The organism is Granulicatella elegans ATCC 700633, assembly GCF_000162475.2.
GTDB classification, from domain to species: Bacteria; Bacillota; Bacilli; order Lactobacillales; family Aerococcaceae; genus Granulicatella; species Granulicatella elegans.
Genome location: NZ_KI391971.1, coordinates 839,806 through 866,427, shown reverse-complemented (window position 1 = coordinate 866,427; position 26,622 = coordinate 839,806). Strand labels below are relative to the sequence as shown.

Genomic DNA, 26,622 nt, shown 5'->3' with positions numbered 1-26,622 from the left:
AAAACCTCCTATGGTTTATGGTTAAATTTGGATGCATCAAAAGTATCTTCCTCTTGTTTTGCTCTTGGAAAATATAATTGATAATTTTGTTGCAAAGCATCTTTTGTAACATGTGTATAAATTTGAGTAGAACTTAAACTAACGTGTCCTAATAATTCTTGAACAGTCTTCATATCTGCTCCATTATTTAATAAATGAGTCGCAAAAGTATGTCGCAACATATGCGGATGAATTTTCAATTGTAATCCACTTTCTTGTAATAATTGATTTAAAATATAGCGAACACCTGTTGTTGTTATCGGATCACCTAGATGATTCACGAATACAGAAGCATGTTCTTTTTTATATTGGCTCATTAAAGAAGAACGACTTTCTTCTAAATAAAGCTGTAAAGCTTCTGTAGCAAAATCTCCGATTGGAACATAACGTTCTTTTGAACCTTTCCCAATGACCAAAATAACGCCATTTTTTAAATCTAATTGCTGTAAAGTTAATTCAGTTAATTCACTCACACGCATCCCTGTAGCATATAATACTTCAATTAACGCGCGATTACGTTGGTCTAAAGGCTGATTTCCATCAATGGAAGCAATAAATTTTTCCATCTCATCTTCATAAAAAAATTCAGGAAGTCGTTTTTGTCCTTTTTTATAAGAAATACTCGCAAATGGATTTTCTTCAACAAAGTCGTGTTCTAATAAGTATTGATAGAACGAACGAAGACTTGATAAGAAACGAGAAATACTGGAACGGTTATATTGTTGTTGATGTAATTTTCCTAGATAAATTCGTACGTCCACTGCCGTAACTTCTGATAATTTTGTTAATGGAATTTCTTTTAAAAACATTAAAAATTGTTCAATATCTCGTTGGTACGCTTCAACTGTTTTCATCGAATATCTCCGCTCGACGGTTAAATATTGAATAAACGCATGAAATTGTTCTTCCATTTAACGACATCCTTTCTCCATATAAAACTGTAGCATAGTTTCTAACAACTGACAACTAAATTGTCAAAATTTTCCAAACAATTTTCACTACAAAAGAAATTCACTTTAGTAGCAAAGGACGCTAGCAGCCACCTTCGGTGTCTCATAGCTTAAATTTGAGCCATGGTCTCAAATTTACCTGTAATAAAATTCGACTCGAATTTTATTACTAATGCTACTAAAAAAATTTCTTTTTCCGTTTTTTCTATAACCACATAAAAAAGAAGCCTTGCGGCTTCTTCTTCATCATTTTTGAATTTCTTCTTTATAATCACATTGGCTACATACAATTTGTTTGCCACTTTTCACTTTCTTTTCTACAAGATAGTGAGAACATTTCGGACATTCTCTTTCTACAGGTTTATCCCATGATACAAATTCACATTCAGGATAACGATCACAACCATAGAATAAACGATTCTTCTTCGATTTTCTCTCGATTACATGCCCTTGATGACAATGAGGACAAGTTACACCAATCTCTTTTACAATTGCTGCAGTATGACGACAATCAGGGAAATTACTACATGCATAGAATTTTCCAAAACGTCCTAATTTAATGACCATTGGACTACCACAAACTTCACAGTTAAATCCAGCAGGTTCATCTTTAATTTGAACTTTCTCAATTTGAATTTCCGCTTTATCCACTTCAGCTTTAAACGGTTGATAGAATCGATCAATGACTTGAACCCACTCTTGTTTTCCTGCTTCAATTTGGTCTAATTCAGATTCCATTTCAGCAGTAAAATGAGTATCTACAATATTTGGGAAATAATTATTAATCATTTGATGAACAATTTCTCCTAATTCAGTTGGTTCAAAACGTTTCGCTACTAATTTAACATAATAACGTTTTTGAATCGTTTCAATTGTTGGAGCATAAGTCGAAGGACGTCCAACACCAATTTCTTCTAATGTTTTAATTAAAGTTGCTTCTGAATATCTTGCAGGCGGTTGAGTAAAGTGTTGTTCTGGATCTAATTTTTGTACAGATACTGTGTCTCCCTCAACTAATTCAGGTAAAACATTTGATTTTTTTGAATCTGAATTATCTTGATATACTTTTTGATATCCTGCAAATTTAATAGTAGATCCATTTGCTTTAAATACTTGTTGATTTTGCTCTAATTCAACTTGAACCGTATCATAAACAGCTGCAGACATTTGACTTGCCACAAATCTAGACCAAATTAAGGTATATAATTTTAATTGATCTTTTGTTAAATAAGATGCAATTGAATCAGGAGTTCTCATAACTGATGAAGGACGAATTGCTTCGTGGGCATCTTGAGCTCCTTCAGAAACTTTTGTTGAACGTGTTGAGTTTGAATACTCACTACCATACTCAGATAAAATATAAGATTTTGCTTCGTCTTTAGCCGTTTGAGAAACACGAGTTGAGTCTGTACGCATATACGTAATTAAACCGACTGAACCTTGTCTTCCTAATGATACACCTTCATACAATTGTTGAGCGACCATCATTGTTTTACGAGTTCTAAAATTTAATTTATTAGAAGCATCTTGTTGCAAGCTACTTGTTGTAAATGGTGCAGCAGGATTTCTTCTTCTTTCTTTTTTCGTAACTTTTTGAACGGTAAATGGTGATTTTTCATCAATTTGTTTTAAGACTTGATTCACTTCATCTTGAGATTTTAATTCAACTTTTTCAGTAGTTGTTCCATAATAACTAGCTGAAAATTTCTTTGTTGATTTTTGGAAAGTCGCATCTAATGTCCAATATTCTTCTGGGACAAAAGATTGAATTTCTCTTTCTCGATCGATAATTAATTTTACAGCGATACTTTGTACACGACCTGCACTTAAGCCTTTTTTAACTTTTTTCCATAAAATTGGAGAAATCGTATATCCTACTAATCGGTCTAAAATACGTCGAGCTTGTTGTGCATCAACTAAATCCATATCTAAATTTCTTGGATTTTTAAAGGCTTCTTTTACAGCATCCTTTGTAATCTCATTAAATTCTACACGAATCGGTTTAGTCGTATCTAATCCTAATAAATGCGCTAAATGCCATGAAATAGCTTCCCCTTCTCTATCCGGGTCACTTGCAAGGTAAACAGCATCGGCTTTACTCGCTTCTTTTTTCAAGGATTTGATTAAATCTCCTTTACCACGAATAGAAATATAATGAGGTTCATAGTTATTTTCAATATCGATTCCCATTTTACTTTTTGGTAAATCACGTAAGTGACCTTTACTTGCCACTACTTTAAAATTTTTTCCTAAATATCTTTCAATTGTTTTCGCTTTAGTTGGTGATTCGACAATCACCAAGTTCTTCTTAACCATATCGAAACTCCCTTCACAGAAGTAAATGCTTGTTTTCAATAATCGTTATTCATCATAGCGAACGAAAGTTTGTTTGTCAAATCAAAAACTATAAGCGTAAAAATTTTATGGGAAATAATGAAGAGATTCTAAAATATCATTCGCATTTCGAATCGGAAATGCTCCAGCAGTAATCAACTCATTTGTCCCTTTAGAATATTCACTTGTTATGTTTCCTGGTAGTGCAAATACTTGTCGATTTTCACTCAAAGCTACATTAGCGGTAATTAAACTTCCACTATGTAATTTTGCCTCGATTACACATAATCCATGACTTAATCCTGCAATAATTCGATTTCGATAAGGAAAATGAAATTTTAAAGGTGGACTATCTAATGGATATTCAGACAGTATCAGTCCTTTTCTCCCAATTGCATCATACAAAGCTTTATTCTCCTTCGGATAGCAAATATTAATGCCATTTCCGATAACTGCAATCGTTTTGCCCTTTAAATCTAATGTAAGTTGATGCGCTAAACTATCTACTCCTCTAGCTAATCCACTAATAATGGATACTTTTCTTTCAAGTATATCGGGTAATAAATATTCTAGCGCTTCTTTGCTATAGGGAGTATGATTTCTTGCTCCAACAATTCCTATGGATAAACGATTAAATAACTCCAATCGTCCTTTATAAAATAATACAACTGGTGGTAAATAAATTTCTTTTAAACGTTGTGGATATAGAACGTCTTCGTACATTAAAAAGTGAATATTTTCTTTTCGATACTGTAATTCTAAACTAGCAAAATCAGTATTCCTAAGCCATTCAAGCTCTTCTATACTTAACTCCTGGTGAATCGCTTCTAATGTAAATTTTCCCTCTGTCCATTCATTTTGACATAAACGTTGATATAATTCCCATCTTTGTTGGCTGCTTCCCTTATCCCTCATCGCTAGAGCAATCATTAATGTTCTTCTTGTCCATTCCATAAAAATAACCTTCTTTCTCGAAATAACATTTCTACTTGTTATATACGAAAAAAAAGGCTAAAAATATTTTTTATTCTAAATAATCTTTTATTGGAGCAAAAGTTTTACGATGAATTGGACAAATTCCTTTTGATTTTAATCCTTCCAAGTGTTTTGGAGTTCCATAACCCGCATTATTAGAAAAATCATATCCAGGATATAATTCATCAAATTCTTGCATCATTTGATCACGCACTTGTTTTGCAACAATACTTGCTGCTGCAATCGATATACTTTTGGCATCACCTTTAATGATGCCAATTTGAGGTGTGTTCACATCAATTTTCATCGCATCAATTAATAAATAATCCGGTTGAATCTTTAATTCACTGACTGCTTGTTGCATTGCTAAACGACTAGCTTGATAAATATTGACTTGGTCAATAATATCTGCATCCACAATTCCAATACCAATGGCAATAGCTTTTTCTTGAATGAGTCGATAAATTTCTTCTCGTTTAGAAGCAGATAATTTTTTAGAATCATCAAACCCTAAATCTTCAATATTTTTCGGTAAAATTACTGCAGCAGCTACTACAGGGCCTGCTAGCGGGCCACGTCCTACTTCATCGACTCCTGCAATAAAACTAGCTCCTTCTTGATAAGCTAATATTTCATAATATTGCATTTCAATAAAATGTTCTGCACGTTTTTGTTCTTTTTCAATTCTTTTTTGGCACGATTTGAGTGCTGTTTGCACTCCTTTTCTCATATCTAAACTTAATTGTTGAAACATTGGATCTTCAATCGAATGAATCGAACTTAAGATTTCTTTAATCTGACTAATGGTATATTTTTCAGTCATTTTATACACCTTCCAAACTAATTGGTGCAGTATCTAATGTATATCGACCTAATTTACCAGCACGAATATCAAAAATAATACGCTCACTTGCACGTTCGTAATCATCTTTGAATCCTAACTTTTTCGTAATAAGTAATAATAAATCAACATCAGATAATTCTAAATCAGTTGCACTCAAACCATAAGGTTTTCTTAAAGCATCTGTATAGTAGGTTCTGAAAATATTAATCGCAAAAAGTGCTACATCATCCATATGTAATAATGAATCTTTAATCGCTCCTGTTACAGCTAATTTATTCCCAATCTCTTGATTATCAAATTTTGGCCATAAAATACCAGGCGTATCTAATAACTCAAAATCATTACCAATTTTTAACCATCGTTGTCCTTTGGTAACTCCAGGACGATTTGCTGTTTCAGCTTGATTTTTTTGAATCATACGATTAATAAATGTTGATTTTCCAACGTTTGGGATTCCTAATACCATTAAACGAATCGGACGAGGACGAACTCCTTTTGCAGCTAATTTTTCAAATTCTTCAGCCATCAATGCTTTTATCGCTGCTTTTACTTGATTCAATCCTTTACCATCTTTAGCTTCAACGGTTAAAACTTCAATACCTTCTTCTTGATAATATTTCATCCATTTCTTTGTTTGAATCGGATCCGCTAAATCCGTCTTATTTAATAGCATTAATTGTTTCTTTTGTCCTTTAATCTCATTTACAATTGGATTACGACTTGATTCTGGAATACGTGCATCCACTAATTCGATTACAACATCTACTAATTTTAGTTTTTCAATGGCTTCTCTTTTAGCTTTAGCCATATGTCCAGGATACCATTGTATCGTTGCCATCAATTTTCACCCTTTCTTACTACTTGTAACTTTATTCTGAACTATTTTAACATACTCCCTTTTTATTTCAAAATTATTCATAGTCACAGGCAAACTTTTAGTGTATAATCACAATACTATTTTTATTTTGAAAGGAAGAAAGATATGAAAAAATTGATTCAACTGATTGATAAATTTGATGGTTCTCAATCAATATTAAGTAATGAAGAATTTTTTATTCGCGAAAAACTATTGCTATATCTAAAATTATTTTGGGTATTTTCCATTATCATTTTTGTCTTATTAGGAATCATTGTCAGTATTTCTTATTTTTTCTATTTCTTTTATTATGCCATTATTTTATGGATCATTACGAAAGTGTTAGATATGTTGCTATACTTTTACTTAAAAAAATAAATAATACGATTATTAAGCATCAATCATTCCATTAAATAATTGTTCACACTTTTCATCTATTAAAGTTTTATTGGCTATTCTTTCTATCCATTCTTTAGGAATGGATTCAAAAGAGTATTTAGCTCCAGCTAATGTACCTGTAATGGCACCAATTGTGTCTGTATCTTCTCCAAGATTCACGGCTTTCAAAACGGCATCCTTAAAACTGTTTGTTGTTCCTATGCACCATAAACAAGCTTTCAGTGTATCCACCACATAACCTGTAGATTTAATTTCCTCACGACTTTTATGATAAAATTCTTCATCAAAAATTTCCTTAAAATAATTTTCATATTCTTCCCAGTACTCAGAATTTTGGCTAAATATTTCTTCTAATTTTATTTGAACGGAATCTAATACTTTTGGAAGTGAATTATTGAATAGCATATCTTTTAATAGAAAAAGATAGATAATCGAGGCAACAATAGACCTTGGATGCCCATGAGTTACCATTGTATATTTCTTTATTAACTCAACTTGCTCAACTAGATTAGACATTTTAATCAAAAGAAAAACTACTAAAGGAGAAATTCTCATTAAAGCTCCATTACCATTAGATCTCTCATCTTTCCCGCCACACGCTTCTGGTGAAATCCCTGATAAATATCGTTCAATTGCTTCATTTGTTGCAATACCTATATCAAAACAATATCCAAAGGGTGTTAAATAACCATCACGATAAGCTACAAATTTATCCATTAAGATACTTAAGTCTGATTTTTCACCTAAATGTTCCATTAAGGCTAATGTCAATGAAGTATCATCGGACCATGTGCCAATGGGTTGATGATATGTCCCATACCCTATCATCTCTGTAAGACTATAACTATCTCTTGCTTCAAATTCTACTGGAACACCTAATGCGTCACCAACAGCAAGCCCATAAATAACAGCCATAATCATTTTTCTTAGCGATTCTAAATTCTCAAATTTATCCATAGAACTTCTACCTCCTATTGAGTTCATTATATCATAAACAAAAAAGCCTTGAAGTGAGCTATCCTACTCCTTCAAGGCTTTCTAATATAAATTATCCCATTGTTGCTTTAAATTTAACTTTCTTAATTTTAAAATCAATTCCCTTTTCTTGAATTGTCTTTTTAAAATCTTGAACAAAAACACGAGCATCATTATCAATTTGAATATATAACTCGTATCCTTCTGGAATTTTCTTCACTTCAACATTGGCAGCTTGATACTGTTTTAAATTACAATGTCGATGAATATCATGAATAACATTCAAATGACTAATCATTCCAGTAATATTTAATTGATACATTTTTCTATGAACACTGAGTTTGCGATGTGTTAATAATTGAACTATTACCACTACAGCGCAACAAACACTGCCAAAGAACCAGAAACCTCCGCCAATAGCCATTCCAATTCCCGAAGTTGCCCATAAGCCAGCAGCTGTCGTAACACCACTAACACGCATATCACGCATGTAGATAATACCCCCACCGATAAAACTGATACCACTAACGATTTGCGCAGCAATACGTGTCGTATCTGCAGCGTCTGGAGTTTCCCAAAAGGCTTCTTTTGAAACAATCATCATTAAAGCAGAAGCTAATGCAACAATGACATGGGTTTTCACCCCCGCTTGTTTATTACGTGACTTACGCTCATATCCTATCGCCCATCCGCATAAACATGCGAGAACGATGGATAAAAAATGACGTAATTCTAATAAAACATCAAATTGATGTAAAAATATTTGTTCCATTAAACTTCTCCTTTCCATTCTTCCTGATATCGTTCTCATAGAATGCTTATTATCGTATAATTTTTATAAGAAAAAGTCAAGCTGAATGCTGTGAGTGATATAATATTTTAAGTTTTTAACTATATTGATTTAACCACCAATACTTTGATATTTCTTTAATCCTTGTTTCCAAAAGAATTGATAAACTAAATAAAATATAATCCATCCTGAACTAAAATTCATTAATGTTTCTAAAGTAAATCGATTAGTACTTAGTAATAACTCATGTACAGGAAAATATCCAATAAAACTAAATGGTATAATCATTAATACAGCTTTTAACCATTGAGGATAGATTGAAATTGGATAATTTCCAAGTTGAGAAACTTCCCAAAAAATACTTTTAAGCCCATCATTTGATACCCACCAAAATGCAGTAGTACTTAAAAATAAATAAATAGCATATCTAACAAAAATAGAAGAAAGTATAAAGAAAAGTAATTTAATAAAGAAGATAACTGTCCATAATCCAGATAATTGAATGATTGATCCTATTAATAACAATAAAGCTACTACCGTTTCAAATACAGATTCTTCATCTAGTTGAAAAATAATAAATTGAAATAAAATATTTAAAGGTCTTACTAAGAAAATATCTAGCTCTCCACTTTGAATCATATATGGAATTTCAAGTACAGTTACAAAAAATATTTCCCATAGAGCATTTACTAACATTAAATATGAATAAAAAAATAAAACTTCGTATCCACTAAACTCACCTAAAAACCCTGTATTCATAACAATGATATAAAGTACAAATAAGGTTGAAATTGTTTCTAGAAAAAAGCCCATATTTCCTAAAACAAAATCAATAGGATACATCATTATTCGTTTGATATCCATTCTTATAAATTCAGTATAAATTTTTCTATAAAATTTTAACGAACGAATCATCATGTTACCCTCCCATAATTTCAAGTTTTGAGTAGACTCTTTTTTGTATAATGAATAAAACTAAGAGAAAGAAAAGAATCCAACAGAATTGAATTAAAAGTGCAGTCGTATAAGAAAATAATTGACTTCCACTTAATATTGCACTAGGAAAATATTGTAATGCAACAAAAGGCAGTTTTAATACAATAAATTTTAAGGGTTCAGGATAAATATCTATCGGTAAAACTCCCCCTCCAAGTAATAATATTAAGCCAGAAATTAAACTTTTAGTTCCATTTATACTAATTAAATACGGAGAAAGTAATCCTATAATATGACCAATAATTAATGAAAGTATCCAACTAAAACATAAAGATAGTAATGCTAACAAAAGAACACTATTTACAGTCATGAGATTAATTTTGAAAAAAATAATATAAATAACCCAAATCGGAATAATTCGATAAATAATCTTATAAAAACTATTTCCAATTTGAATAGAGGAATTAACAAAAAACAGCATTTGTGGACGCTGTAAATAATTAGCTATTGTTCCCTTTAAAATAATATGATTCATAAAGTCAGCTGAAGAAAATAAAGGTAATAAAGACGATAATGTTAAGGCAAACATAGAATAAATAATAATTTGTTGTGTATTCATTCCATTTGTTTTTTCAACATATGTCCAAATATAATACTGAATTACAATAGCGATAAATGTACTCATAATCGTCATAACATTATTCATGCGATATTTTTTATTAGACTTAAACTGGTAAAGTATGTATGCTAATAAACCTTTCATTCTAACACCCTCTTTACCGTCATTAATTCTGATAAACTTAAATGAACAACTTCTAAATTATCAGGATGATAATTATTTTGAATAAATTCAATAGCTAATGTTTCTGAAATTTCACGAGTATCAAAAAAATACTCAGTAGAAAAAATATTCTTTGCTAATACTTTTATAGTTGAATTCTCTATCAATTCATGCTGTCCTTGTTCGTGATAAATTATAACTTTTTTCAAATAAGAATATTGATTTTTAAACTCTTCAATACTTCCTTGATATGCATTGATGCCTTTGTTCAGAATAATAATTCTTTGACAAACTTTCTCAATCTCTTGAAAATCATGACTGGTAATCATGAATGTCGTATTTTTTTGCTCATTAACTTTTAAAATAATTTCCATCATTTTTTGTTTTGTTTGAACATCAATACCAATTGTAGGTTCATCTAAAATGACTAACTTAGGAGAATGAAGTAAAGCACAAACAAATTCTCCACGCATACGTTGTCCTAAAGAAAGTTCTCGAACTGGTTGATTTATATATTCTTTTACTTCTAATTCATTTACTAGCCATTCTAACCATTTATCATCTTCAACAGAGGATTTAGAATAAATTTTTTGTAAAAATTTGAAAGAATCTAACAGTGGTAAATCCCACCAGAGATGAGACTTCTGTCCAAACATAACTCCAATTTCAGAAGCGTTTTTTCGACGATTCTTGAACGAATCCTTTTCAAAAACTGTTACATTACCAGAATCTGCAGGGATAATTCCTAATAACATCTTTATTGTCGTAGATTTTCCAGCACCATTCTCACCTATATAACCAACAATTTCTCCTTCGTTAATTTCTAAATTTAAATCTTGAATAACTGTTTTCTTTGCCTTTTTTGTAAATAATTTTTCTTTAAAAGACTTTTTTAATTGTATATCTGAATCAATATATTCTTTATATACATTTTCAAAACGAATCATACTCTTCTCCATATATCATAAATAAAATTTTATCCGTACAGACTCTCTATACTCCACACACCAATGACTTGTCTTAGTAGTTTTAGGGATGAAACTTGCAAATGCGAGGCTGCTTCCGCCCCTTACTACTATTTTAGAAGTCATTATATAACATCATAAACGCAGAGGCTCTCTATGCTCCACCACTCAATGACTTCTCATAGTAGTAATGATAAAAGTAGCCTAAATGGCTACTTTTATTGGGAATGAGACTCGCAAATGCGAGGCTGCTTCCGTCCCTTACTACTATTTTAGAAGTCATTATAAATAATATTTACTTTTTGAATAAATTCCTCATCGTAAACAATGGTTTACTACGTACAATATTTTCCTCTCCAACAAATGTACGCATCTCTTTTAAACATTTACCGGCATTTTTTACAACAAAATTAAACGAACCAGCAGATTTCGTATCAATAAAGAATCCTCGAATGTAACGATCCTTAAAGAACAGTTGCGCACGTACTTTATCAATCTCGTTCCAAGGAATTTGAATATAATCCTCCGGATTTTTTTCATTATAAAACTCAAACGCTCTATCTCCAACAAGAATATCGCCATGCTTATTTCCAATCCACCCAACAAAAACATTGGCCTTTGTTGTATAAATAACTTTTGTATTTAGTGACTGTGCCATAACCTTCTCCTTATATAATAAACTAATAAGTTTATTTTAACATAAAACAAAAAAAGATGAACAGATATTAAATCTGTTCATCCTAAATTAATCTTTATATTACATAATTCCTGCTACACGACCAAGAATACCTAATGCAAATAATCCAAAGATAATTAAAATTGGGCTTACTTTACGTTTTAATAACCACATACATGCGAATGTTAATAATAAAGCAGCAAAACCTGGAATTAATTGGTTTAAGTTATCTTGTAATGTTGTAACTTTTTCAGGAGTTAATGAAGTACCACCTGCTAATGCAGATAAGATTTTTTGTAAAGTTGAACCATCAACAGCTCCATCAGGGAATTGAATGTATGCTCCTTCAGATAATTTAGCACGAGCAACAACTAATGGGAAGTTAATAGAAGTCCATCGTTGAACTAAAATCCCCATTACGAACATCCCTAAGATTGAAGCACCTTTAGTGATAGTTTGTAAAATACCACCTGATAAGTCACTTGTAATTTCAGAACCTTGTTTATATCCAACTTCTTGTGTGTACCATAAGAAAGCAATACGTACTAAGTTCCAAGAAATGAAGAAGAATAATGGTGCTAATAATGAACCCCCAGTTGCCAATGAAGCTGCAATCGCTCCAAGAATTGGACGAACTGTAAACCAGAATACTGGATCCCCAATACCTGCTAAAGGTCCCATCATACCAACTTTAACCCCTTGAATAGCAGCATCATCAATATCTGCTCCATTCGCTTTTTCTTCTTCAAGAGCTAATGTTACCCCAAGAATTGGAGCAGCAATATATGGGTGAGTATTAAAGAACTCTAAGTGACGTTTTAAAGCATCACTAGCTTCTTCTTTGTTAGGATATAATTTTTTAAGTGCTGGGATTAATGAGAATGCCCAACCACCATTTTGCATACGCTCATAGTTCCATGAACCTTGAAGGAACTGAGAACGTAACATAACGCTAATACGATCGCTTTTCGTTAATGAAACTTTTTTCTCTGACATATTTGTTCCTCCATTCTAGTAATCATTTAAAATATCGCCAAGTGGGTCTCCTGAACCAGAATTTGATCCTGAACCACCTGAGTTATTTTTTTGTAAGTTTAAGTAAATTACAGCAATTGCTAAACCGATAATACCAGTTGCAATTAAAGTTAATTCTTTAATTGGTGCTAAAGCAAAACCTAAGAAGAAGAATGGCCATACTTCTTTAGTTGCCATTAAGTTAATAACCATTGCATAACCAACGGCTACTACCATTCCCCCACCTACTGTCATACCACCAGTAAACCATGCTGGTAATGAACCTAAAGCAGCTTGTACTGCTGAAGAAGGGATGAATAATAAAGCTCCTGCAGGAATTGCAATACGTAAACCTTGTGTAGCTAATGCTACATAGTGCCAAAATTCAACACCACGGAAGTTTCCTTGTTCTGCTGCTCTGTCAGCTTGGTGAACAAGAACAACTGATAAAGTACGAACAATCATAGTTGTTACTAAACCTACAGTTGCTAAAGTGATAGCTGCTGCAATCGCGATATTACGACCATCTGTAGAGAAGTCACCAGCTTTTACATAAATAATGGCAGATGCTACTGAAGCTAACGCTGCATCGGGAGCAACCGCTGCACCGATATTAGCCCAACCTAGAGCTAATAATTGTAAAGCTCCACCTAAAATAATACATTCAGATAAATGTCCTGTTGCTAATCCAATTAATGAACATGCAATAATTGGTTGATGGAATTGGAATTGGTCTAAAATACTTTCCATACCAGCTAAAAAGGCAACAACTAGGACTGCAATAATTGCTACAATATTAAAATCCATAATGACCTCCTATTAAATGCTTAATCCTTCGCCTGCTTTTGCAGCGATTAATTTGAATAAATCAGAAGGTGAATCTCCTGATACTTTTCTAACATCGAATTTTACGCCTAAATCACGTAATTTCTTATACGTATCAACATCTGCTTGGTCAACAGATAATACATTATTAATTTGAACTTTACCTACTGAATGAGCCATAGAACCAATATTTAATTCTGGAATTTCTACACCTTTTTCAATAACTGCTAAAGCATCTTGTGGGTTTTCAAATAATAATAATGCTTTTGTATCGCCAAAACGTGGGTCGTTATAAACTTGAACTAATTTATCCAATGGGATAACGTGAGCACGAACTCCTGGAGGAGCTGCTTGTTCAATTAATTTTTTACGTAAATCATCTTTTGATACTGAATCAGATACAACAATAATACGATTTGGATTTGTTGCTTTAGTCCAGTTAGTAGCAACTTGTCCATGAAGTAAACGAGTATCAATACGAGCTAATACAAACTTAATTTTGCCATCTCCTAAAACTGTTCCTTCTGGAATAGCTCCTTTAGGTGCAACCGTTTGTTCTTCGGCTACTTCTTCTTTCTTTTGCAATTCCTCTGGGCGAACTTTCACACCTTCAATTGCAGTTGGAGCAATCGCTTGCGCAATTTCGTGAGCTGTATTCATTGAGAAACGACTCGCATACGCTTCGATTAACATTGGTAAGTTTAATCCAGCAACAATCGCACGATGTTCAGGAGCTTCTTCAAACAATTTATTTGCTTGATTGAATGGACTACCGCCCCATAAATCGACTAAGAATAAGATTTCTTCTGAATCAACTTTCGCAATGGCTTCTTGCAATTTTCTTTGCAAATCATCTGGTCCTTCACTTGGCATAAATACAACAGATTCAACTTTTTCTTGTTCTCCAAAAATCATTGAACCAGATTGCTTAATACCAGCAGCAAATTCACCATGGCTTGCAATAATAATTCCAACCATATGATTTCCTCCTATAAATCTATATTAATGCATCCTTTTTATGCACCACTCGAAGTTTAACATTATTTTTTTATTTTGTAAAAGAAAACGTTTAATAAATAATAATGATTTTAACTAATTATATAGAATATCTCCTCAAATATTGGAAATTTGTTATAAAAAAAAGAAAACTGGACATTAAAATTCCAGCTTTCCTTTGCATAAATATGACTTTTTAAGAAAGATTAGAAAAAGAAATTACTTATAAAGTAGCTATAGCAATGATACACCGTTAGGTGGCTGCTAGCATCCTAACTACTTTAAATAAATCACAATTATAAACGTACTCTCATATCTTTACGTCAAATAGAAAAAACTTTTCAGAGTAGTATGGGTACAAGAAGTATTCTATACTTCTTGTACAGGAAAATTTGAGACTACAGGCTCAAATTTTAGCCAAGAGACCCCACAGGGGGCTACTGGCGTCCTAATACTACTTTAAGAAAAGTCAATTTCTATCGTTTATTCAGAATATAAATAACCGTAATTCTTTTGTCCTCCAATTCGACCAAATGGCCAAATTGTAAAGACTGCTTTCCCTTCAATTGCTGAACGATCAATAAAACCAATCATTCGACTATCTTTAGAAACTCCACGATTATCCCCTAAAACAAAATACTTTCCTTCAGGAACCTTGGCTTCACCAGTAAGACTCTCTAAAGTAAAATCATCAATAAAAACCGTTTGTTTTGCCAATGCTTCAGTATTAATAAAAGGTTGGTCCACTTTTTTACCATTAATATAAAGAACACCACTCTTCATTTCTACTGTATCACCAGGCATTCCAATAACACGTTTAATATATTCAACATTTTCATCTGGAGCCTTTAGAATAACAACATCAAAACGATGAACATCTCCAACTTTAGATAGCACCATTCGATCACCATTATGTAATGTTGGGTACATTGAAGCTCCACTCACTGTAAAAGGTCTTCCAAGGAAGAAATACACTCCCCCTACAATAATGAACGCTACTATAAATGACCAAATCCAAGACCAAATAATAGACAATATAGAAGGTTTATATTCATACTCATCTTCATAACTCATTTAAAATCTCTCCTTATCATTCAGAATATAAATAAGAGTAATTTGTTTGACCACCAATTCGATTTAATGGCCAAATTGTAAAGACTGCTTTCCCTTCAATTGCAGAGCGTTCAATAAATCCAATCATTCGACTATCTCTTGAAACTCCACGATTATCTCCCATTACAAAATATTTTCCTTCAGGTACTTTTGATTCTCCAGTTAATTCTTGTAAAGTGAAATCATCAATATAGACGGTTTTATTCACAAGTATTTCTTTATTAATAAATGGTTGGTCCACTACTTGACCATTGATATATAATTTGCCATCTTTAACTTCAATTGTATCACCTGGCATTCCAATCACTCGTTTAATATATTCTTTATCTTGATCAGGTGCATGTAAAACGACAACATCAAATCGATGAATATCCCCTAATTTTGACATAAACATGCGATCTGAATCATGTAGTGTTGGATACATCGATTGTCCACTAACCGTAAAAGGTTTTCCAACAAATACAAATAATAAAGCTAATATCGCAAATGATACGGCAAAGGAGGCAAACCAACTCAGTAATTCTTCCCATATTGTTGGTTTAGGAAGTTTTCTTTTACGCATATTACGAGGAATAAATGAACTTACTTCTTCCATTTAAAAACCTCCATTCTATTTTAATAATTCTTTTGCTGCTTGATACTGTGTATCGTTTTGTTGAATTAATTCTCTGACACTATTCATTAATTTTTGAGCAGTCTCTTCATCAACTTCTCCTGTTGCAGTTAATCCTTCTTTTTGTTGATAGGCTTTTACTGCCTCTTTTGTAGCTTCATCAAAATAGCCATCTGCTGTAACAGAATATCCTAAGCCTTTTAAAATCGTCTCAACAGAAAGTACATTTTGTGAAACTGTGCCTACTTTTAATGTTTCTCTTGCATCAATAATTTTTAGAAATGCATAATCAGGTAAATTCACTTCTTTCGTTGGAGTGACTCCTTCTTTATGAATCCAATTTCCCTTTGGGGTTAACCATTTAGCATTCGTATATTTTAGCTCACTATTATCAGTAATATCGACAACACTTTGTACAGTACCTTTACCATAAGTTTTTGTTCCTACAATTTGTCCTCCAGCACCTTCTTTAATAGCTGCTGCTAAAATTTCAGAAGCACTTGCACTTCCTTCATTCACTAGAAGAACATATGGCTGAGTAATTTTGAATTCACCAATGGATGAAGAAGCTTTATAGATTTTTTTCTCGCCAAATCTATCTTCTACTTGAACAATTGGCTCACCATCTTTTAAAAACATATTGGCAACTTTATAAGCTTGATCTAAAAGACCTCCGGGATTATATCGTACATCGAATACAAATGATTTTGCCCCTTTTTCAGTTAAATCTTTTACTGCTTTTTCTAATTCTTCAGCAGTATTTTTTGCAAAACTAGTAATGCGAACATGACCAATTGTTGTATCCTCTTTATCTAATTCAGCTTTTACAGTATTAATCGCAATGCTAGCTCTTGTTAATTTTACTTCTAAAGAAGTGCCCGCGCGTTCAATTGTTAAAACAACATCTGTACCAACTTCTCCACGTACTTTTTTTACAACTTCGGAAATGGTCTTACCAGTCATATCCTCGCCATTAACTTTTGTAATCACATCATCAGCTTGAAGTCCTACTTGTTGTGAAGGACTTCCTTCCATCGTTGTACTAATTACTACTCGGCTTTGATCTGATTTTAATTCAGCTCCAATTCCACCAAATGCTCCATTGACGGTTTCATCTAATTGTGCTGTCTCGTCATTTACTAAATAAGTAGTATAAGGATCTCCAACTGATTCAGCCATTCCTTTTAAAGCACCTTGAATTAATTGTTCACTAGTAACATCTTTATCTAAATAATTTTGTTTTAAATAATAAAATACTTTTTCAATTTGAAAAATTTCATTCTTTTTAAATATACCAAATGCTAATTTGTTATCTGCTTTTGGCAGTTGTGTAATCACTAATGCAACTGTTATAAAAACTGAAATGAGCATTGTAGCAATTAATGAAACGATAAAAACCCATACTCGAATTCCTTTTTTAGGTTTATTAACAACTTTTTCTTGATTTTCTTCCATATATTTTACCTATACATTAACCTTTATGAACTGTTTCTAAAGCAATTTCCATCATTTCATTAAATGTTTTTTCACGTTCTTCTGCTGTCGTTTCTTCACCTGTTAAAATATGGTCACTGATTGTTACAATTGCTAGAGCTTGTTTTTTATGTTGTGCCGCTAATGCATATAAACCAGCAGCTTCCATTTCAATGGCAAGTACGCCATATTCTTGTAATTTTTTTTTGTTTAATTCAGCATTATAGAAACGATCTGAAGATAAAATATTTCCAACGTGAACAGTTGCACCACGTTCTTTTGCTAAATGATAAGCTTTATCTAATAAATCAAATGAAGCTAAAGGTGCGAAGTTTACTTGTCCTTGGAAAATATTTGTAATAATTGATGAATCTGTTGTAGCTCCTTGAGCTAATACGATATCACGAACATTTACATCAGGTTGAATTGAACCAGCTGAACCAATACGAATAATCTTTTCAACTCCAAATTCAGTATATAATTCATTGGCATAAATCATCATTGAAGGAATACCCATTCCACTACCTTGAACAGATACTCGTTGTCCTTTGTATAAACCTGTATATCCAAACATATTTCTTACACTATTATATTGTTCAACATCTGTTAAATAATGCTCCGCAATGTATTTTGCACGAAGTGGGTCTCCCGGCATTAAAACTACCTCAGCGATTTGTCCTTTTGTTGCATTAATATGTACACTCATGTGTGATCTCCTAACTGTCTTATAGACTTTTAAATTTTTCTTACTGTAGATATTCTACTATATTGTCATTAGAAATTGAAATAGAAAAAATAAATTCATTCGATTTTAAATTAATTTTTTTTGCTTTAATCGTACTTCCTTCATGAATTCCTGATAAATTTAATAAGAAATATTGTTTCTCAGTATTTAATTGGAACCATTCTGGAAATTCTATTTGTTGTAATCTTCCTAAAGCTAAAAATACTGGTAAAGAGAAACCTCCTAATTGAACAGACTCTATTTTTAATTGAATGGTTCCTTCTTCCGTTACATAAGGAACTGTCGTCATTTTGTATGGTACAGTTACCCCTAACGCGTTAGCATCTCCAGTAATTTGAATGACTGAATCATTCATCACAAAGTTTGGAAAATTTGGATTTTCTACTTGATTCTTTTTGGAAACAATTTCTAAAATATTTTGAATTTCATTTTTACTTAATGTGACTTCCATCCAATTCTCTCCTTGTTCTACAATTTGCGTTGTTGAAACTTGATGTTTAGTTCGACTAGGAATTATTGAGGAAATCACTACAAATAAATTGATTGCAATTAAGGCAAAAAAAGCAATTTTCCAATAATTCCTTTTCTTTTTAGTTCTTCTTAATAGTGTCATTCTATCACCTCTTTCATCTCTTTACAGCAATTCATATAAAATCTTAACCTAATCTTCTAAAAGAAATGCTTGGAATACATTATTTCCTAAAAACTTTCCTTTATGAGTTAACGCAATTCCCTCTGTTGTTAATTGGATCAATTCCTGTTCTAATAAATCCTCAATAATATCTTGATAAATTTCATTCATATTTCGTCCAAATCTTCTCTTAAATTCAAGATTAGAAACACCAGACATTTTTCTTAATCCTAAAAACATAAATTCTTCGATTTGAGATTTTTTACTTAATACATCCTTTTGTAAAATTGGAAGTGCAAAATTCCGTAATGGTTCTAAATAATGTTGAATGGGACCACAATTTTGATAGCGTTCTTGATTTAAATAACCATGAGCACCAGCACCAAACCCTAAATACTCATCTGCTTTCCAGTAATGTAAATTATGTCTAGATTCGAAACCTGGAAGTGCATAATTACTAATTTCATAATGATGCCGTCCAAAACTTTCCATAGAATCCATGGCTAATTGAAACATATCTGCTTCCTCATCTTGAGTTGGCAAAGGAAGTTTTCCCTGTCTCATTAAATTATAAAAAACGGTCTTTTGTTCTAAAATTAAGGAATAAATCGAATAATGTGGTAAATCTAAATCCATTGCAATTTTTAAACTATCTTCGAAATCTTGAATCGTTTGTTGAGGCAATCTAAAAATCAAATCAATACTTATATTCTCAAATCCTAATTTTCGAGCATTTCCTATACTTTCTAAAACTGTCTTTTTACTATGTTTACGTCCAATTTTTTTTAATAATTCATCATTAAAAGATTGAACTCCCATACTAATACGGTTAACCCCATACTCTTTCATTACTTCTAACCGTTCCATTTGCCCATCATCTGGATTTAATTCCATTGTAAATTCGCAATTCTTCTCTAGTGGTAAATAGCGATGAATTCCTTCAAATAATGTTGCTAATTGCTTTGGCGTTAAAGTTGAAGGTGTTCCTCCCCCGATATATAAAGTCTCTAAAGGAGAGATGGGATGAGCCTTTGCTCGTAATTGCATTTCTCTTACTAATAAATCAACATATTCATCAACCGGTTGCCCCTCAATAAATACCTTATTAAAATCGCAATAATAGCAAATATGAGAACAAAATGGAATATGAATATAAGCTGCTCTTACTGCGTTCATTTGTTTCTCCTTATTCTTTTGGTTTATTTTCCCGAATTTGTTGAATCACTGCTTCATCTGGAGTGATATACGTATTTTGTTGTCCTTCATACACTACAAATCCCGGTTTAGCTCCATTTGGCTTTCTAATTTTTGAAACAGAAACATAGTCCACTGGAACAGTTGCTGAATGACGATATTTAGAATAGTACGCTGCTAACATCGCTGCTTGCCCAATCGTTTCATCGGTTGGATTTGCTGATTCTACAATAACGTGTGATCCAGGAATATTTTGCGCATGTAACCATAAATATTCTTTTTTGGCTTGTTTTAATGTTAAGGTATCATTTTGCAAATTATTTCTACCCACTAAAATTCTTGTACCATCATTTGAGTAGAAAACATATGGTTTTGAAGGTTTTATTTTTTGCTTTCCTTTTTTCATAGCGGAACGCTTTAAGTAACCACTTGCTACTAATTCTTCGCGAATAATTTCTAAGTTTTGCACATCTGCTTCTTCAATTTGATATAGTACTTGTTCTAAATATTGAATTTCTTGATGAGTAACTTCCTGTTGTTTTTCAATATGTTCAATTGAATTTCTTAATTTCTGATATTTTTTAAAATAAGCTTGCGCATTTTGAGAAGGTGTCAACCATGTAGATAATTGAATCGTTAGTAATTCATTATTATCGTAATAATTCTCCACTTGAATTTCAGTTTGACCTTTTTCTATTTGGTACAGACAAGTATTTAATAACTCCCCTTTAATACGATATTGTTCAGCTTTCTCACTCTTTTGTAAATCTTCTTCAAATTTAACCAATTTTTCTCGATTTTTTTTCAATTCTGATTTCAACATTTGAAGTAAATTACCCGCCAACTGTTGAATTTTTTCTTCCTGAACTTTATGAACATAATAGGCTGTTAATAATTCAGACAATGTTTCAAATGATTGATTTTCAGCATTTTGGAATGAATAATATGGACAAACTGTAAAATAGCTTTTTCCATTCGAAAGTTTTGCTAAGGTAGGTGTTGGCTTTTCATTATTTTGTTCTAAAAACTTCCATAAACTTTCAGCAATCGTCTCATCAAACATCATGGAACGTTCAACAATTTCATTTGCTGTTAATGTACTCATCCCTTGTACAAGACTCATTAATGATTTTGCAAGAGAATCTTCTCCTAATCCCTTTGTTAATCTTGCATCTAGTTCAAATAACGTCATTTCAAATGGGTTCATTTTTGTTTGATGAGGAGGTAATTGATAAGTAGCACCCGGTTGTAATGTACGATAAGTATTTTGACTTAATGGAATTCGTTTTAAACAATCAATAATTTGCTGGTTTCTTCGATCCACTAAGAAAACATTACTATGTTTTCCCATCATTTCAAGTGTCAAACGCCATTTTGCTTCATCTCCAAGTTCATCCCTTGTATCCACGTCTAAATGAATAATACGGTCAGCTCCAACTTGAGTAAAATCTTGAATAATCGCTCCTTCTAGGTATTTTCTTAAAATCATACAAAAATTAGGAGCAATTTCAGGATTATCCCCTTTTTCTGTAATAAATTGGAAACGTGCCATCATGGGATGAGCACATAATAATAGTAAGTAATTTTTACGATTGGAGCGAATGGTTAATTGAATTTCATATGGGAGGGGCTGATGAATTTTACTAATTCTCCCTCCAATAATTTCTTTAGAAACTTCATCCGTCATCCATTTTGTAAATAAACCGTCAAATGTCATAAGTTCCTCCATATAGATAAAAAAATAGATTTGAATTTATCTAATTATAAATCCAAATCTATTATATTTTGTGTCGTCATTAGATTAGATTTTACTGTTAAACTCTACTCTATTGTAACGATTTTTAGAAAATTTATCTACTGATATGATAAGAAAGCATAGACAATAAATACAATTGGCTTTCCTACAGTAGCTAAGGACGGCAGCAACCAGCTCTGCTGATTCATGCCTAAAAATTGAGCCTAAGGTCTCAATTTTTCCTGCACTATAAGCCCATCTGGCTTATAGTGCTAAAGCTACAGAGAAAAGCCATTTGTATTTTGTCAGATGTTGATGTATTTTCGATAAATATGGGATTTTCAACTGTAGATAACATATTTCGACTAATCCTTTTTCAACCTCTTTTTGACTTTCAAATAGATTAATAAGAGTAAAATCAAATTCCATAATAATAATAGAATATGACTAGAAGACATTGCTGATATTTTGAAACTTTCAGCAATAGCTTCAGAATAGATGTATGGTAATACTACAGGAAGTACACGTTCAATATAGGGAATAACTAATATTGGAAATAGTAACAAAGTAGCTAATGCTGTCATCGAACTCTTAAAAAATAAAGTTAAATAATATGCAATCAAGAAACACAAAATGCTACTAAAAAGATAAGAGAAAAACTGTATTAAGCTAACTTCCTTAATAGTTCCTTTAACAATGAAGAAACTTACGATAACTAACAATGATAGAATTGCTTGTAATACACAGTCTATTATCTCAACAATCATAATTTTTTGTGTACTGTTATTTTTGTTTCCGGTTAATAAATAGACTATTTTAGATTCTGAATTCTCGACTTCTATAGAGCCATTTATCAGTCCGCCTATCATAAATAAATAAGATGAAATTACCAAAATTTGATTATTAGATAGTATAATATCATTATCATTGATTTCAAATGTTATTAAACTAAGAATACAGATAAATAAAGTAAGCAATAACTGACTTAAAATTTGTATTTTCACAGTAATTAAACTATATTTTTTATACATAAGAGCATATATCATTTCATCCATGTTTCTTCTCCTTCTTATTTTTATACCAAGCTTTAATATACATCATTATAGTTACTATTGATGCTTGAGATAATAATAATAATAAACCATACATTTCTGAAGGATTGTTATTTTCTACTCTTCCAAATGCGAATGACTTTGCACCTGTTAAAGGAAATAAATTTTCAAGCGTCGGAGAAACAATTCTCAATATGCCTGATAAAGTTATAACAAGAATACTTACAATAATAATGACAGACGGAATAGGCTTTCTTGTTATCTTTACTAAAAACATTGAAAGTAATGTCAGTGTTATGGAAAAGATAATAATTCTTAACGTTACTTCTAAAACAAGACCTAAGTTAAGATAATTTTGTAATGTTTCATCTAACATTGCATAGAGCATCGCACTATTTATTAAAGATAGAACAACCGTCAATATACTAGATACAATTATTCCAGAACAAATCTGACCTGTTAAAACTGTCTGCCATTTTGGTGTTAATAATTTAGTAAATGATTCCTGTCCAAATTTATACTCCGTAGATAGAATCAGTGCAAATAAGATTGGAAAAAATAATATACTAGATTGGTAAGGAGAAGATAATATCGCATCTCTTACTGTTTGAAACTCTGTTAATTGACTAGTCGTATCTTCTAGTATAAGAATTTCTGTATTCCCATTTGCTATCGCATTAATTACTTGAATATTTTGAAAGGTAAAGAATACACTGATTCCAATCAAAATTGCTACTCCCCTCCAAAAGAGTGGCAATGAGAATATTTTGTATAATTCACTACTTATATTTTTCATAAAAGTTTACCCCCCTTTAATTTATAACAGATTTAAAATAGGCTTCCTCAAAAGAGCCATATTCTTCAAGAACATCTTTGCTACTACCATCAATTACTATCTTACCATTTGATAATCCTACAATTTTATCAACTGTAAGTTCTAATTCATTCATATAATGACTTGTGATTAAAACTATTTTACCGCCTCTAACAAATTCTCTTAGAAACTCTCTAACCCATCTAATTCCATCTGGATCGAGTCCATTAATGGGTTCATCCAAAATAAGTATTTTAGGATTCGCTAAAATAGCCGTAGCCAGCCCCAATCTTTGTTTCATTCCAAGGGAGTAGTCTTTTATCCTTTTATTACCAACATCATGAAGACCAACTAATTTTAAACATTCTAAACATCTCTTCTTATCTATACCACTAGTTAAAGCAATCCACCTTAAGTGACTATAGGCTGTCCTTGTTGGATTTGGTTGAAAACTATCTAAAAATGCACCTACATATCTAAAGGGGTATTTACCTAATTCTTCATAACTTTTTCCATCAAAAGTCGCTCTGCCTTCATCTGGGGAAATCAAACCTAGTAATATTTTTATTAAAGTCGATTTACCAGACCCATTTGGACCAATTAGTGCCGTTATTTCTCCCTCTTTTGCCGTAAACGAAACTTCTGAAAGAACACTCTTACTAATAAAACCTTTGCTAATTTTCTCAAATTGTATCATTTATCTTTTCCACCTTTTACAAATATAATTTTTGAGACTTAAATAAATTTATCTCTTTATCAATTGGTATACCATCAAATTCCATATATATATATATGTCGTCTACACTTCTTGTTATACAAAATAAATATCAGAAAAATATCAGAAATTCTTATCATAGAAATAGATATAAAAGTAAATCAACCCAATAAAAAATCGCCACCTTAAACAAGATGACGAAAGTAGTTATTAATTTAAAGTTTGAAGATTATCATAGTTGAAAACTAAAGACTAGACTGGTATAGAAATAGTGACAAGAGCACCATTCTCAAAATTACTCAACTTCACTTCTCCACCATGAATTTTCGCTACCCGATTAACAAATGCTAATCCAATTCCGAAATGATTTCCTTGTTCTAAATTTGTTTCCTGATTATCTTGATAGAAAAGTAAGCCATATTTTTCAAGTATATTCTCCGAAAATGAGGAATCGCTATTCCATATAGAAATAAAAAATTTATTATCCATTAACTGATAGTCTATTCTTATGACTGGATAATTACTTATGGAATGGTCAATTGCATTATTGATAATATTTAGGATAGCTCGTAAAAATAAGTTTAAATTAAGTGTTAAATTAATAGGGATTGGTAGGTTATTTGAAATTTGGATTTTAGCCTTTTTGTCAGTACGTAACTTAATTTCTTGTTCAAATAATTCAACTAAGTAATCCGATGAGAAACTCTCCCAATTGGAAGTATCATTATAGAATGTTTTAGAATAATTGATTAGTTGGTTAAAGTATTTATTAAGTTGTTGGCTAGCAAGTTCGATATCTCCTAAACATTGACCAATATTTCCAGTGATGTCCATAGATTGTAAAAATTGAGCATTTCCTTGAATAATTGTTAAAGGTGTCTTCAAATCATGCGCTGCAGCTGAGACTTGAAACATCAATTCCTTTTTTTGCTGTTTTTCAGATTGAATCATTTTTTTAATCGTTGACTGCATTTCCTGAATTTTTTGTCTTGTTTCAATCAGTTCAATTAAAGTTAACTTAGCTGAGGATTGTTCATTTATATCCCCAAGTAGGCTTTGATTATAAACAATATTTGTTTCTTGCTTTATCTTTTCTAAAAGATTGCTAATATTTTTAGCAATAATAGAAAACAAAATAAGACTAATATAAATCCAAGAAATCGTGCTAAAATAAATGGTAAATGCCCCTGCATTTTTTTCAGTAATATTAGTAAATGCAGTAAATAACATTGGTAGAAAATAAAATAGAAAAAGACTAATAAGAAATTGTCTTAAAATTTTAAAGTATGTTTGTCTAATCAGTTGGTTAAAAGTCAGAGCGTTATCCACTGATAACCACCTCCCCAGATTGTTTTAATTGGATTAATTTCATAAGGTTTTAATTTTTGCCTGATTTGGTATACATACTCTGTAATTGACCTCCCCTGAGTTTCAGAATCATGAGGGTAAAGATAATCAAAGAGTTCTTCGTTTGAAAATATTCTATTAGGATTGCTGGAGAGTAACAAAATTAATTGGAATTCTCTTTTTGTAGTGGGAATATGTATATCCGCAATTCTAAGCTCTTCTTTCGTTTTATCAATTGCCAGTGCTCCAAATTGTAGAATCTCACTAGAATTATTATTGCGTACTTCTCGACGGATATGCATCTGTACTCTAGCTACTAGTTCAGGTATGCTAAATGGTTTTGTGATATAGTCATCTGCACCGGACTGTATTCCATATACAATATCTTCTTCTAAATTTTTGGCTGTTAAAAATATGATTGGAACAGGAATAAATTCTCGGATATACTTACAGATTTCAATTCCATCGTGGGGCATCATGATATCTAAAATAATTAAATCATAGCCGATAAAATGACAGATATCAATTTCAGGAATAGTAGTTCGTGTGTCCACAACAAAGTTTTTACTCTCTAGAACATTTTTAATAAGTCTTAAAATAGCAATATCATCATCTACGACTAGAACTTTAGATTTCATAATTGACTCTCCTTTGAAAATATATTTCAAGCATATTCTAGCATAATTTAATAATAGTCTACAATAAACTATGTGAACACAAAATAGTGTACCCTTCCACTAAAAGCTCAGTTTTAAACGTCCACTCATAAACTTTCGTCAAAATAAAATTGGCTTTTCTCTGTAGCTTTAGCACTATAGCCAGATTGGCTTATAGT

At 31.6% G+C, this 26,622-nt stretch carries 27 protein-coding genes; 1 reads left to right on the top strand and 26 read right to left on the bottom strand.

From position 1 onward, the window contains the following. Positions 1 to 8 precede the first annotated feature (8 nt). From xerC to ylqF, 5 genes are all read right to left on the bottom strand, one after another. Entirely contained in the window at positions 9 to 950 is a 942-nt protein-coding gene (gene xerC, locus HMPREF0446_RS04095; RefSeq protein WP_020991351.1) for a tyrosine recombinase XerC, read from the bottom strand. Between the two features lie 285 nt (positions 951 to 1,235). After that, complete coding sequence (gene topA / locus HMPREF0446_RS04090; protein ID WP_006702673.1) at positions 1,236 to 3,305, bottom strand: type I DNA topoisomerase; 2,070 nt, start codon at positions 3,303 to 3,305, stop codon at positions 1,236 to 1,238. Between the two features lie 105 nt (positions 3,306 to 3,410). Beyond that, positions 3,411 to 4,277, bottom strand: a complete 867-nt coding sequence (gene dprA / locus HMPREF0446_RS04085) for a DNA-processing protein DprA (RefSeq protein ID WP_006702674.1) — start codon at positions 4,275 to 4,277, stop codon at positions 3,411 to 3,413. 70 nt (positions 4,278 to 4,347) lie between these two features. Next, positions 4,348 to 5,121, bottom strand: a complete 774-nt coding sequence (locus HMPREF0446_RS04080; RefSeq protein WP_006702675.1) for a ribonuclease HII — start codon at positions 5,119 to 5,121, stop codon at positions 4,348 to 4,350. Between the two features lies 1 nt (position 5,122). Then, complete coding sequence (gene ylqF / locus HMPREF0446_RS04075; protein WP_006702676.1) at positions 5,123 to 5,980, bottom strand: ribosome biogenesis GTPase YlqF; 858 nt, start codon at positions 5,978 to 5,980, stop codon at positions 5,123 to 5,125. A 144-nt stretch (positions 5,981 to 6,124) separates the two neighbouring features. Between ylqF and HMPREF0446_RS04070 the strand changes: the two genes are divergently transcribed. After that, on the top strand, positions 6,125 to 6,376 hold the full coding sequence (locus HMPREF0446_RS04070; RefSeq protein WP_006702677.1) for a hypothetical protein: 252 nt from the start codon (positions 6,125 to 6,127) through the stop codon (positions 6,374 to 6,376). A 12-nt stretch (positions 6,377 to 6,388) separates the two neighbouring features. On the opposite strand, the gene HMPREF0446_RS04065 is transcribed toward HMPREF0446_RS04070, so the two are convergent. The 21 genes from HMPREF0446_RS04065 to HMPREF0446_RS03965 form a co-directional block, all read right to left on the bottom strand. Beyond that, complete coding sequence (locus tag HMPREF0446_RS04065) at positions 6,389 to 7,354, bottom strand: ADP-ribosylglycohydrolase family protein (protein WP_006702678.1); 966 nt, start codon at positions 7,352 to 7,354, stop codon at positions 6,389 to 6,391. Positions 7,355 to 7,445: 91 nt separating this feature from the next. Continuing rightward, positions 7,446 to 8,144: an MgtC/SapB family protein gene (locus tag HMPREF0446_RS04060; RefSeq protein WP_006702679.1), complete on the bottom strand. Its 699-nt coding sequence runs from the start codon at positions 8,142 to 8,144 to the stop codon at positions 7,446 to 7,448. A 129-nt stretch (positions 8,145 to 8,273) separates the two neighbouring features. Then, positions 8,274 to 9,077, bottom strand: coding sequence for an ABC transporter permease (locus tag HMPREF0446_RS04055; protein ID WP_040507872.1), 804 nt, complete (start codon positions 9,075 to 9,077; stop codon positions 8,274 to 8,276). 4 nt (positions 9,078 to 9,081) lie between these two features. Beyond that, positions 9,082 to 9,861, bottom strand: a complete 780-nt coding sequence (locus HMPREF0446_RS04050; RefSeq protein WP_006702681.1) for a hypothetical protein — start codon at positions 9,859 to 9,861, stop codon at positions 9,082 to 9,084. Next, positions 9,858 to 10,826 carry an ATP-binding cassette domain-containing protein gene (locus HMPREF0446_RS04045; RefSeq protein ID WP_020991350.1) on the bottom strand — a complete coding sequence of 323 codons (969 nt, stop codon included), beginning with the start codon at positions 10,824 to 10,826 and terminating at the stop codon, positions 9,858 to 9,860. Before HMPREF0446_RS04045 ends, HMPREF0446_RS04050 begins: the two co-directional genes overlap by 4 nt. A 313-nt stretch (positions 10,827 to 11,139) precedes the next feature. Further along, entirely contained in the window at positions 11,140 to 11,502 is a 363-nt protein-coding gene (locus tag HMPREF0446_RS04040) for a DUF956 family protein (RefSeq protein WP_006702683.1), read from the bottom strand. Between the two features lie 99 nt (positions 11,503 to 11,601). Beyond that, positions 11,602 to 12,516, bottom strand: a complete 915-nt coding sequence (locus tag HMPREF0446_RS04035) for a PTS system mannose/fructose/sorbose family transporter subunit IID (protein WP_006702684.1) — start codon at positions 12,514 to 12,516, stop codon at positions 11,602 to 11,604. A 15-nt stretch (positions 12,517 to 12,531) separates the two neighbouring features. Then, entirely contained in the window at positions 12,532 to 13,344 is an 813-nt protein-coding gene (locus tag HMPREF0446_RS04030; protein WP_211228175.1) for a mannose/fructose/sorbose family PTS transporter subunit IIC, read from the bottom strand. 9 nt (positions 13,345 to 13,353) lie between these two features. Then, positions 13,354 to 14,337 carry a mannose/fructose/sorbose PTS transporter subunit IIA gene (locus tag HMPREF0446_RS04025; protein ID WP_006702686.1) on the bottom strand — a complete coding sequence of 328 codons (984 nt, stop codon included), beginning with the start codon at positions 14,335 to 14,337 and terminating at the stop codon, positions 13,354 to 13,356. A gap of 501 nt (positions 14,338 to 14,838) precedes the next feature. Beyond that, the gene (gene lepB / locus HMPREF0446_RS04020; RefSeq protein WP_006702687.1) at positions 14,839 to 15,429 is read right to left on the bottom strand and encodes a signal peptidase I; all 591 of its coding nucleotides are present in this window, start codon (positions 15,427 to 15,429) and stop codon (positions 14,839 to 14,841) included. Positions 15,430 to 15,445: 16 nt separating this feature from the next. Continuing rightward, the gene (gene lepB, locus HMPREF0446_RS04015; RefSeq protein WP_006702688.1) at positions 15,446 to 16,063 is read right to left on the bottom strand and encodes a signal peptidase I; all 618 of its coding nucleotides are present in this window, start codon (positions 16,061 to 16,063) and stop codon (positions 15,446 to 15,448) included. A gap of 15 nt (positions 16,064 to 16,078) precedes the next feature. Next, positions 16,079 to 17,536, bottom strand: a complete 1,458-nt coding sequence (locus HMPREF0446_RS04010; protein ID WP_006702689.1) for a S41 family peptidase — start codon at positions 17,534 to 17,536, stop codon at positions 16,079 to 16,081. A gap of 16 nt (positions 17,537 to 17,552) precedes the next feature. Next, entirely contained in the window at positions 17,553 to 18,260 is a 708-nt protein-coding gene (deoD, locus tag HMPREF0446_RS04005) for a purine-nucleoside phosphorylase (RefSeq protein WP_006702690.1), read from the bottom strand. 40 nt (positions 18,261 to 18,300) lie between these two features. Then, a complete protein-coding gene (locus tag HMPREF0446_RS04000; RefSeq protein ID WP_006702691.1) occupies positions 18,301 to 18,912 on the bottom strand; it encodes a DUF2140 family protein in 612 nt (203 codons plus the stop codon). A 48-nt stretch (positions 18,913 to 18,960) separates the two neighbouring features. Continuing rightward, positions 18,961 to 20,106: a radical SAM family heme chaperone HemW gene (gene hemW, locus HMPREF0446_RS03995; RefSeq protein WP_006702692.1), complete on the bottom strand. Its 1,146-nt coding sequence runs from the start codon at positions 20,104 to 20,106 to the stop codon at positions 18,961 to 18,963. Positions 20,107 to 20,116: 10 nt separating this feature from the next. Then, positions 20,117 to 21,841 carry an Rqc2 family fibronectin-binding protein gene (locus HMPREF0446_RS03990; RefSeq protein ID WP_006702693.1) on the bottom strand — a complete coding sequence of 575 codons (1,725 nt, stop codon included), beginning with the start codon at positions 21,839 to 21,841 and terminating at the stop codon, positions 20,117 to 20,119. A 383-nt stretch (positions 21,842 to 22,224) separates the two neighbouring features. Then, the gene (locus HMPREF0446_RS03985) at positions 22,225 to 22,914 is read right to left on the bottom strand and encodes a hypothetical protein (protein WP_006702695.1); all 690 of its coding nucleotides are present in this window, start codon (positions 22,912 to 22,914) and stop codon (positions 22,225 to 22,227) included. Continuing rightward, on the bottom strand, positions 22,907 to 23,638 hold the full coding sequence (locus HMPREF0446_RS03980; protein WP_244875064.1) for a hypothetical protein: 732 nt from the start codon (positions 23,636 to 23,638) through the stop codon (positions 22,907 to 22,909). The genes HMPREF0446_RS03985 and HMPREF0446_RS03980 overlap by 8 nt, the downstream gene beginning before the upstream one ends. An 85-nt stretch (positions 23,639 to 23,723) precedes the next feature. Continuing rightward, positions 23,724 to 24,422 carry an ABC transporter ATP-binding protein gene (locus HMPREF0446_RS03975; protein WP_006702697.1) on the bottom strand — a complete coding sequence of 233 codons (699 nt, stop codon included), beginning with the start codon at positions 24,420 to 24,422 and terminating at the stop codon, positions 23,724 to 23,726. Positions 24,423 to 24,692: 270 nt separating this feature from the next. Then, positions 24,693 to 25,769, bottom strand: coding sequence for a sensor histidine kinase (locus HMPREF0446_RS03970; RefSeq protein ID WP_020991349.1), 1,077 nt, complete (start codon positions 25,767 to 25,769; stop codon positions 24,693 to 24,695). Beyond that, positions 25,754 to 26,425, bottom strand: coding sequence for a response regulator transcription factor (locus HMPREF0446_RS03965; protein ID WP_020991348.1), 672 nt, complete (start codon positions 26,423 to 26,425; stop codon positions 25,754 to 25,756). The genes HMPREF0446_RS03970 and HMPREF0446_RS03965 overlap by 16 nt, the downstream gene beginning before the upstream one ends. Positions 26,426 to 26,622 lie beyond the last annotated feature (197 nt).

What these genes read in the sequence shown, in the direction of transcription:
- xerC (WP_020991351.1), bottom strand. Translation starts at nt 950, where the DNA reads ATGGAAGAACAATTTCATGCGTTTATTCAATATTTAACCGTCGAGCGG.
- topA (WP_006702673.1), bottom strand. Translation starts at nt 3,305, where the DNA reads ATGGTTAAGAAGAACTTGGTGATTGTCGAATCACCAACTAAAGCGAAA.
- dprA (WP_006702674.1), bottom strand. Translation starts at nt 4,277, where the DNA reads ATGGAATGGACAAGAAGAACATTAATGATTGCTCTAGCGATGAGGGAT.
- HMPREF0446_RS04080 (WP_006702675.1), bottom strand. Translation starts at nt 5,121, where the DNA reads ATGACTGAAAAATATACCATTAGTCAGATTAAAGAAATCTTAAGTTCG.
- ylqF (WP_006702676.1), bottom strand. Translation starts at nt 5,980, where the DNA reads ATGGCAACGATACAATGGTATCCTGGACATATGGCTAAAGCTAAAAGA.
- HMPREF0446_RS04070 (WP_006702677.1), top strand. Translation starts at nt 6,125, where the DNA reads ATGAAAAAATTGATTCAACTGATTGATAAATTTGATGGTTCTCAATCA.
- HMPREF0446_RS04065 (WP_006702678.1), bottom strand. Translation starts at nt 7,354, where the DNA reads ATGGATAAATTTGAGAATTTAGAATCGCTAAGAAAAATGATTATGGCT.
- HMPREF0446_RS04060 (WP_006702679.1), bottom strand. Translation starts at nt 8,144, where the DNA reads ATGGAACAAATATTTTTACATCAATTTGATGTTTTATTAGAATTACGT.
- HMPREF0446_RS04055 (WP_040507872.1), bottom strand. Translation starts at nt 9,077, where the DNA reads ATGATTCGTTCGTTAAAATTTTATAGAAAAATTTATACTGAATTTATA.
- HMPREF0446_RS04050 (WP_006702681.1), bottom strand. Translation starts at nt 9,861, where the DNA reads ATGAAAGGTTTATTAGCATACATACTTTACCAGTTTAAGTCTAATAAA.
- HMPREF0446_RS04045 (WP_020991350.1), bottom strand. Translation starts at nt 10,826, where the DNA reads ATGATTCGTTTTGAAAATGTATATAAAGAATATATTGATTCAGATATA.
- HMPREF0446_RS04040 (WP_006702683.1), bottom strand. Translation starts at nt 11,502, where the DNA reads ATGGCACAGTCACTAAATACAAAAGTTATTTATACAACAAAGGCCAAT.
- HMPREF0446_RS04035 (WP_006702684.1), bottom strand. Translation starts at nt 12,516, where the DNA reads ATGTCAGAGAAAAAAGTTTCATTAACGAAAAGCGATCGTATTAGCGTT.
- HMPREF0446_RS04025 (WP_006702686.1), bottom strand. Translation starts at nt 14,337, where the DNA reads ATGGTTGGAATTATTATTGCAAGCCATGGTGAATTTGCTGCTGGTATT.
- lepB (WP_006702687.1), bottom strand. Translation starts at nt 15,429, where the DNA reads ATGAGTTATGAAGATGAGTATGAATATAAACCTTCTATATTGTCTATT.
- lepB (WP_006702688.1), bottom strand. Translation starts at nt 16,063, where the DNA reads ATGGAAGAAGTAAGTTCATTTATTCCTCGTAATATGCGTAAAAGAAAA.
- HMPREF0446_RS04010 (WP_006702689.1), bottom strand. Translation starts at nt 17,536, where the DNA reads ATGGAAGAAAATCAAGAAAAAGTTGTTAATAAACCTAAAAAAGGAATT.
- deoD (WP_006702690.1), bottom strand. Translation starts at nt 18,260, where the DNA reads ATGAGTGTACATATTAATGCAACAAAAGGACAAATCGCTGAGGTAGTT.
- HMPREF0446_RS04000 (WP_006702691.1), bottom strand. Translation starts at nt 18,912, where the DNA reads ATGACACTATTAAGAAGAACTAAAAAGAAAAGGAATTATTGGAAAATT.
- hemW (WP_006702692.1), bottom strand. Translation starts at nt 20,106, where the DNA reads ATGAACGCAGTAAGAGCAGCTTATATTCATATTCCATTTTGTTCTCAT.
- HMPREF0446_RS03990 (WP_006702693.1), bottom strand. Translation starts at nt 21,841, where the DNA reads ATGACATTTGACGGTTTATTTACAAAATGGATGACGGATGAAGTTTCT.
- HMPREF0446_RS03985 (WP_006702695.1), bottom strand. Translation starts at nt 22,914, where the DNA reads ATGGATGAAATGATATATGCTCTTATGTATAAAAAATATAGTTTAATT.
- HMPREF0446_RS03975 (WP_006702697.1), bottom strand. Translation starts at nt 24,422, where the DNA reads ATGATACAATTTGAGAAAATTAGCAAAGGTTTTATTAGTAAGAGTGTT.
- HMPREF0446_RS03965 (WP_020991348.1), bottom strand. Translation starts at nt 26,425, where the DNA reads ATGAAATCTAAAGTTCTAGTCGTAGATGATGATATTGCTATTTTAAGA.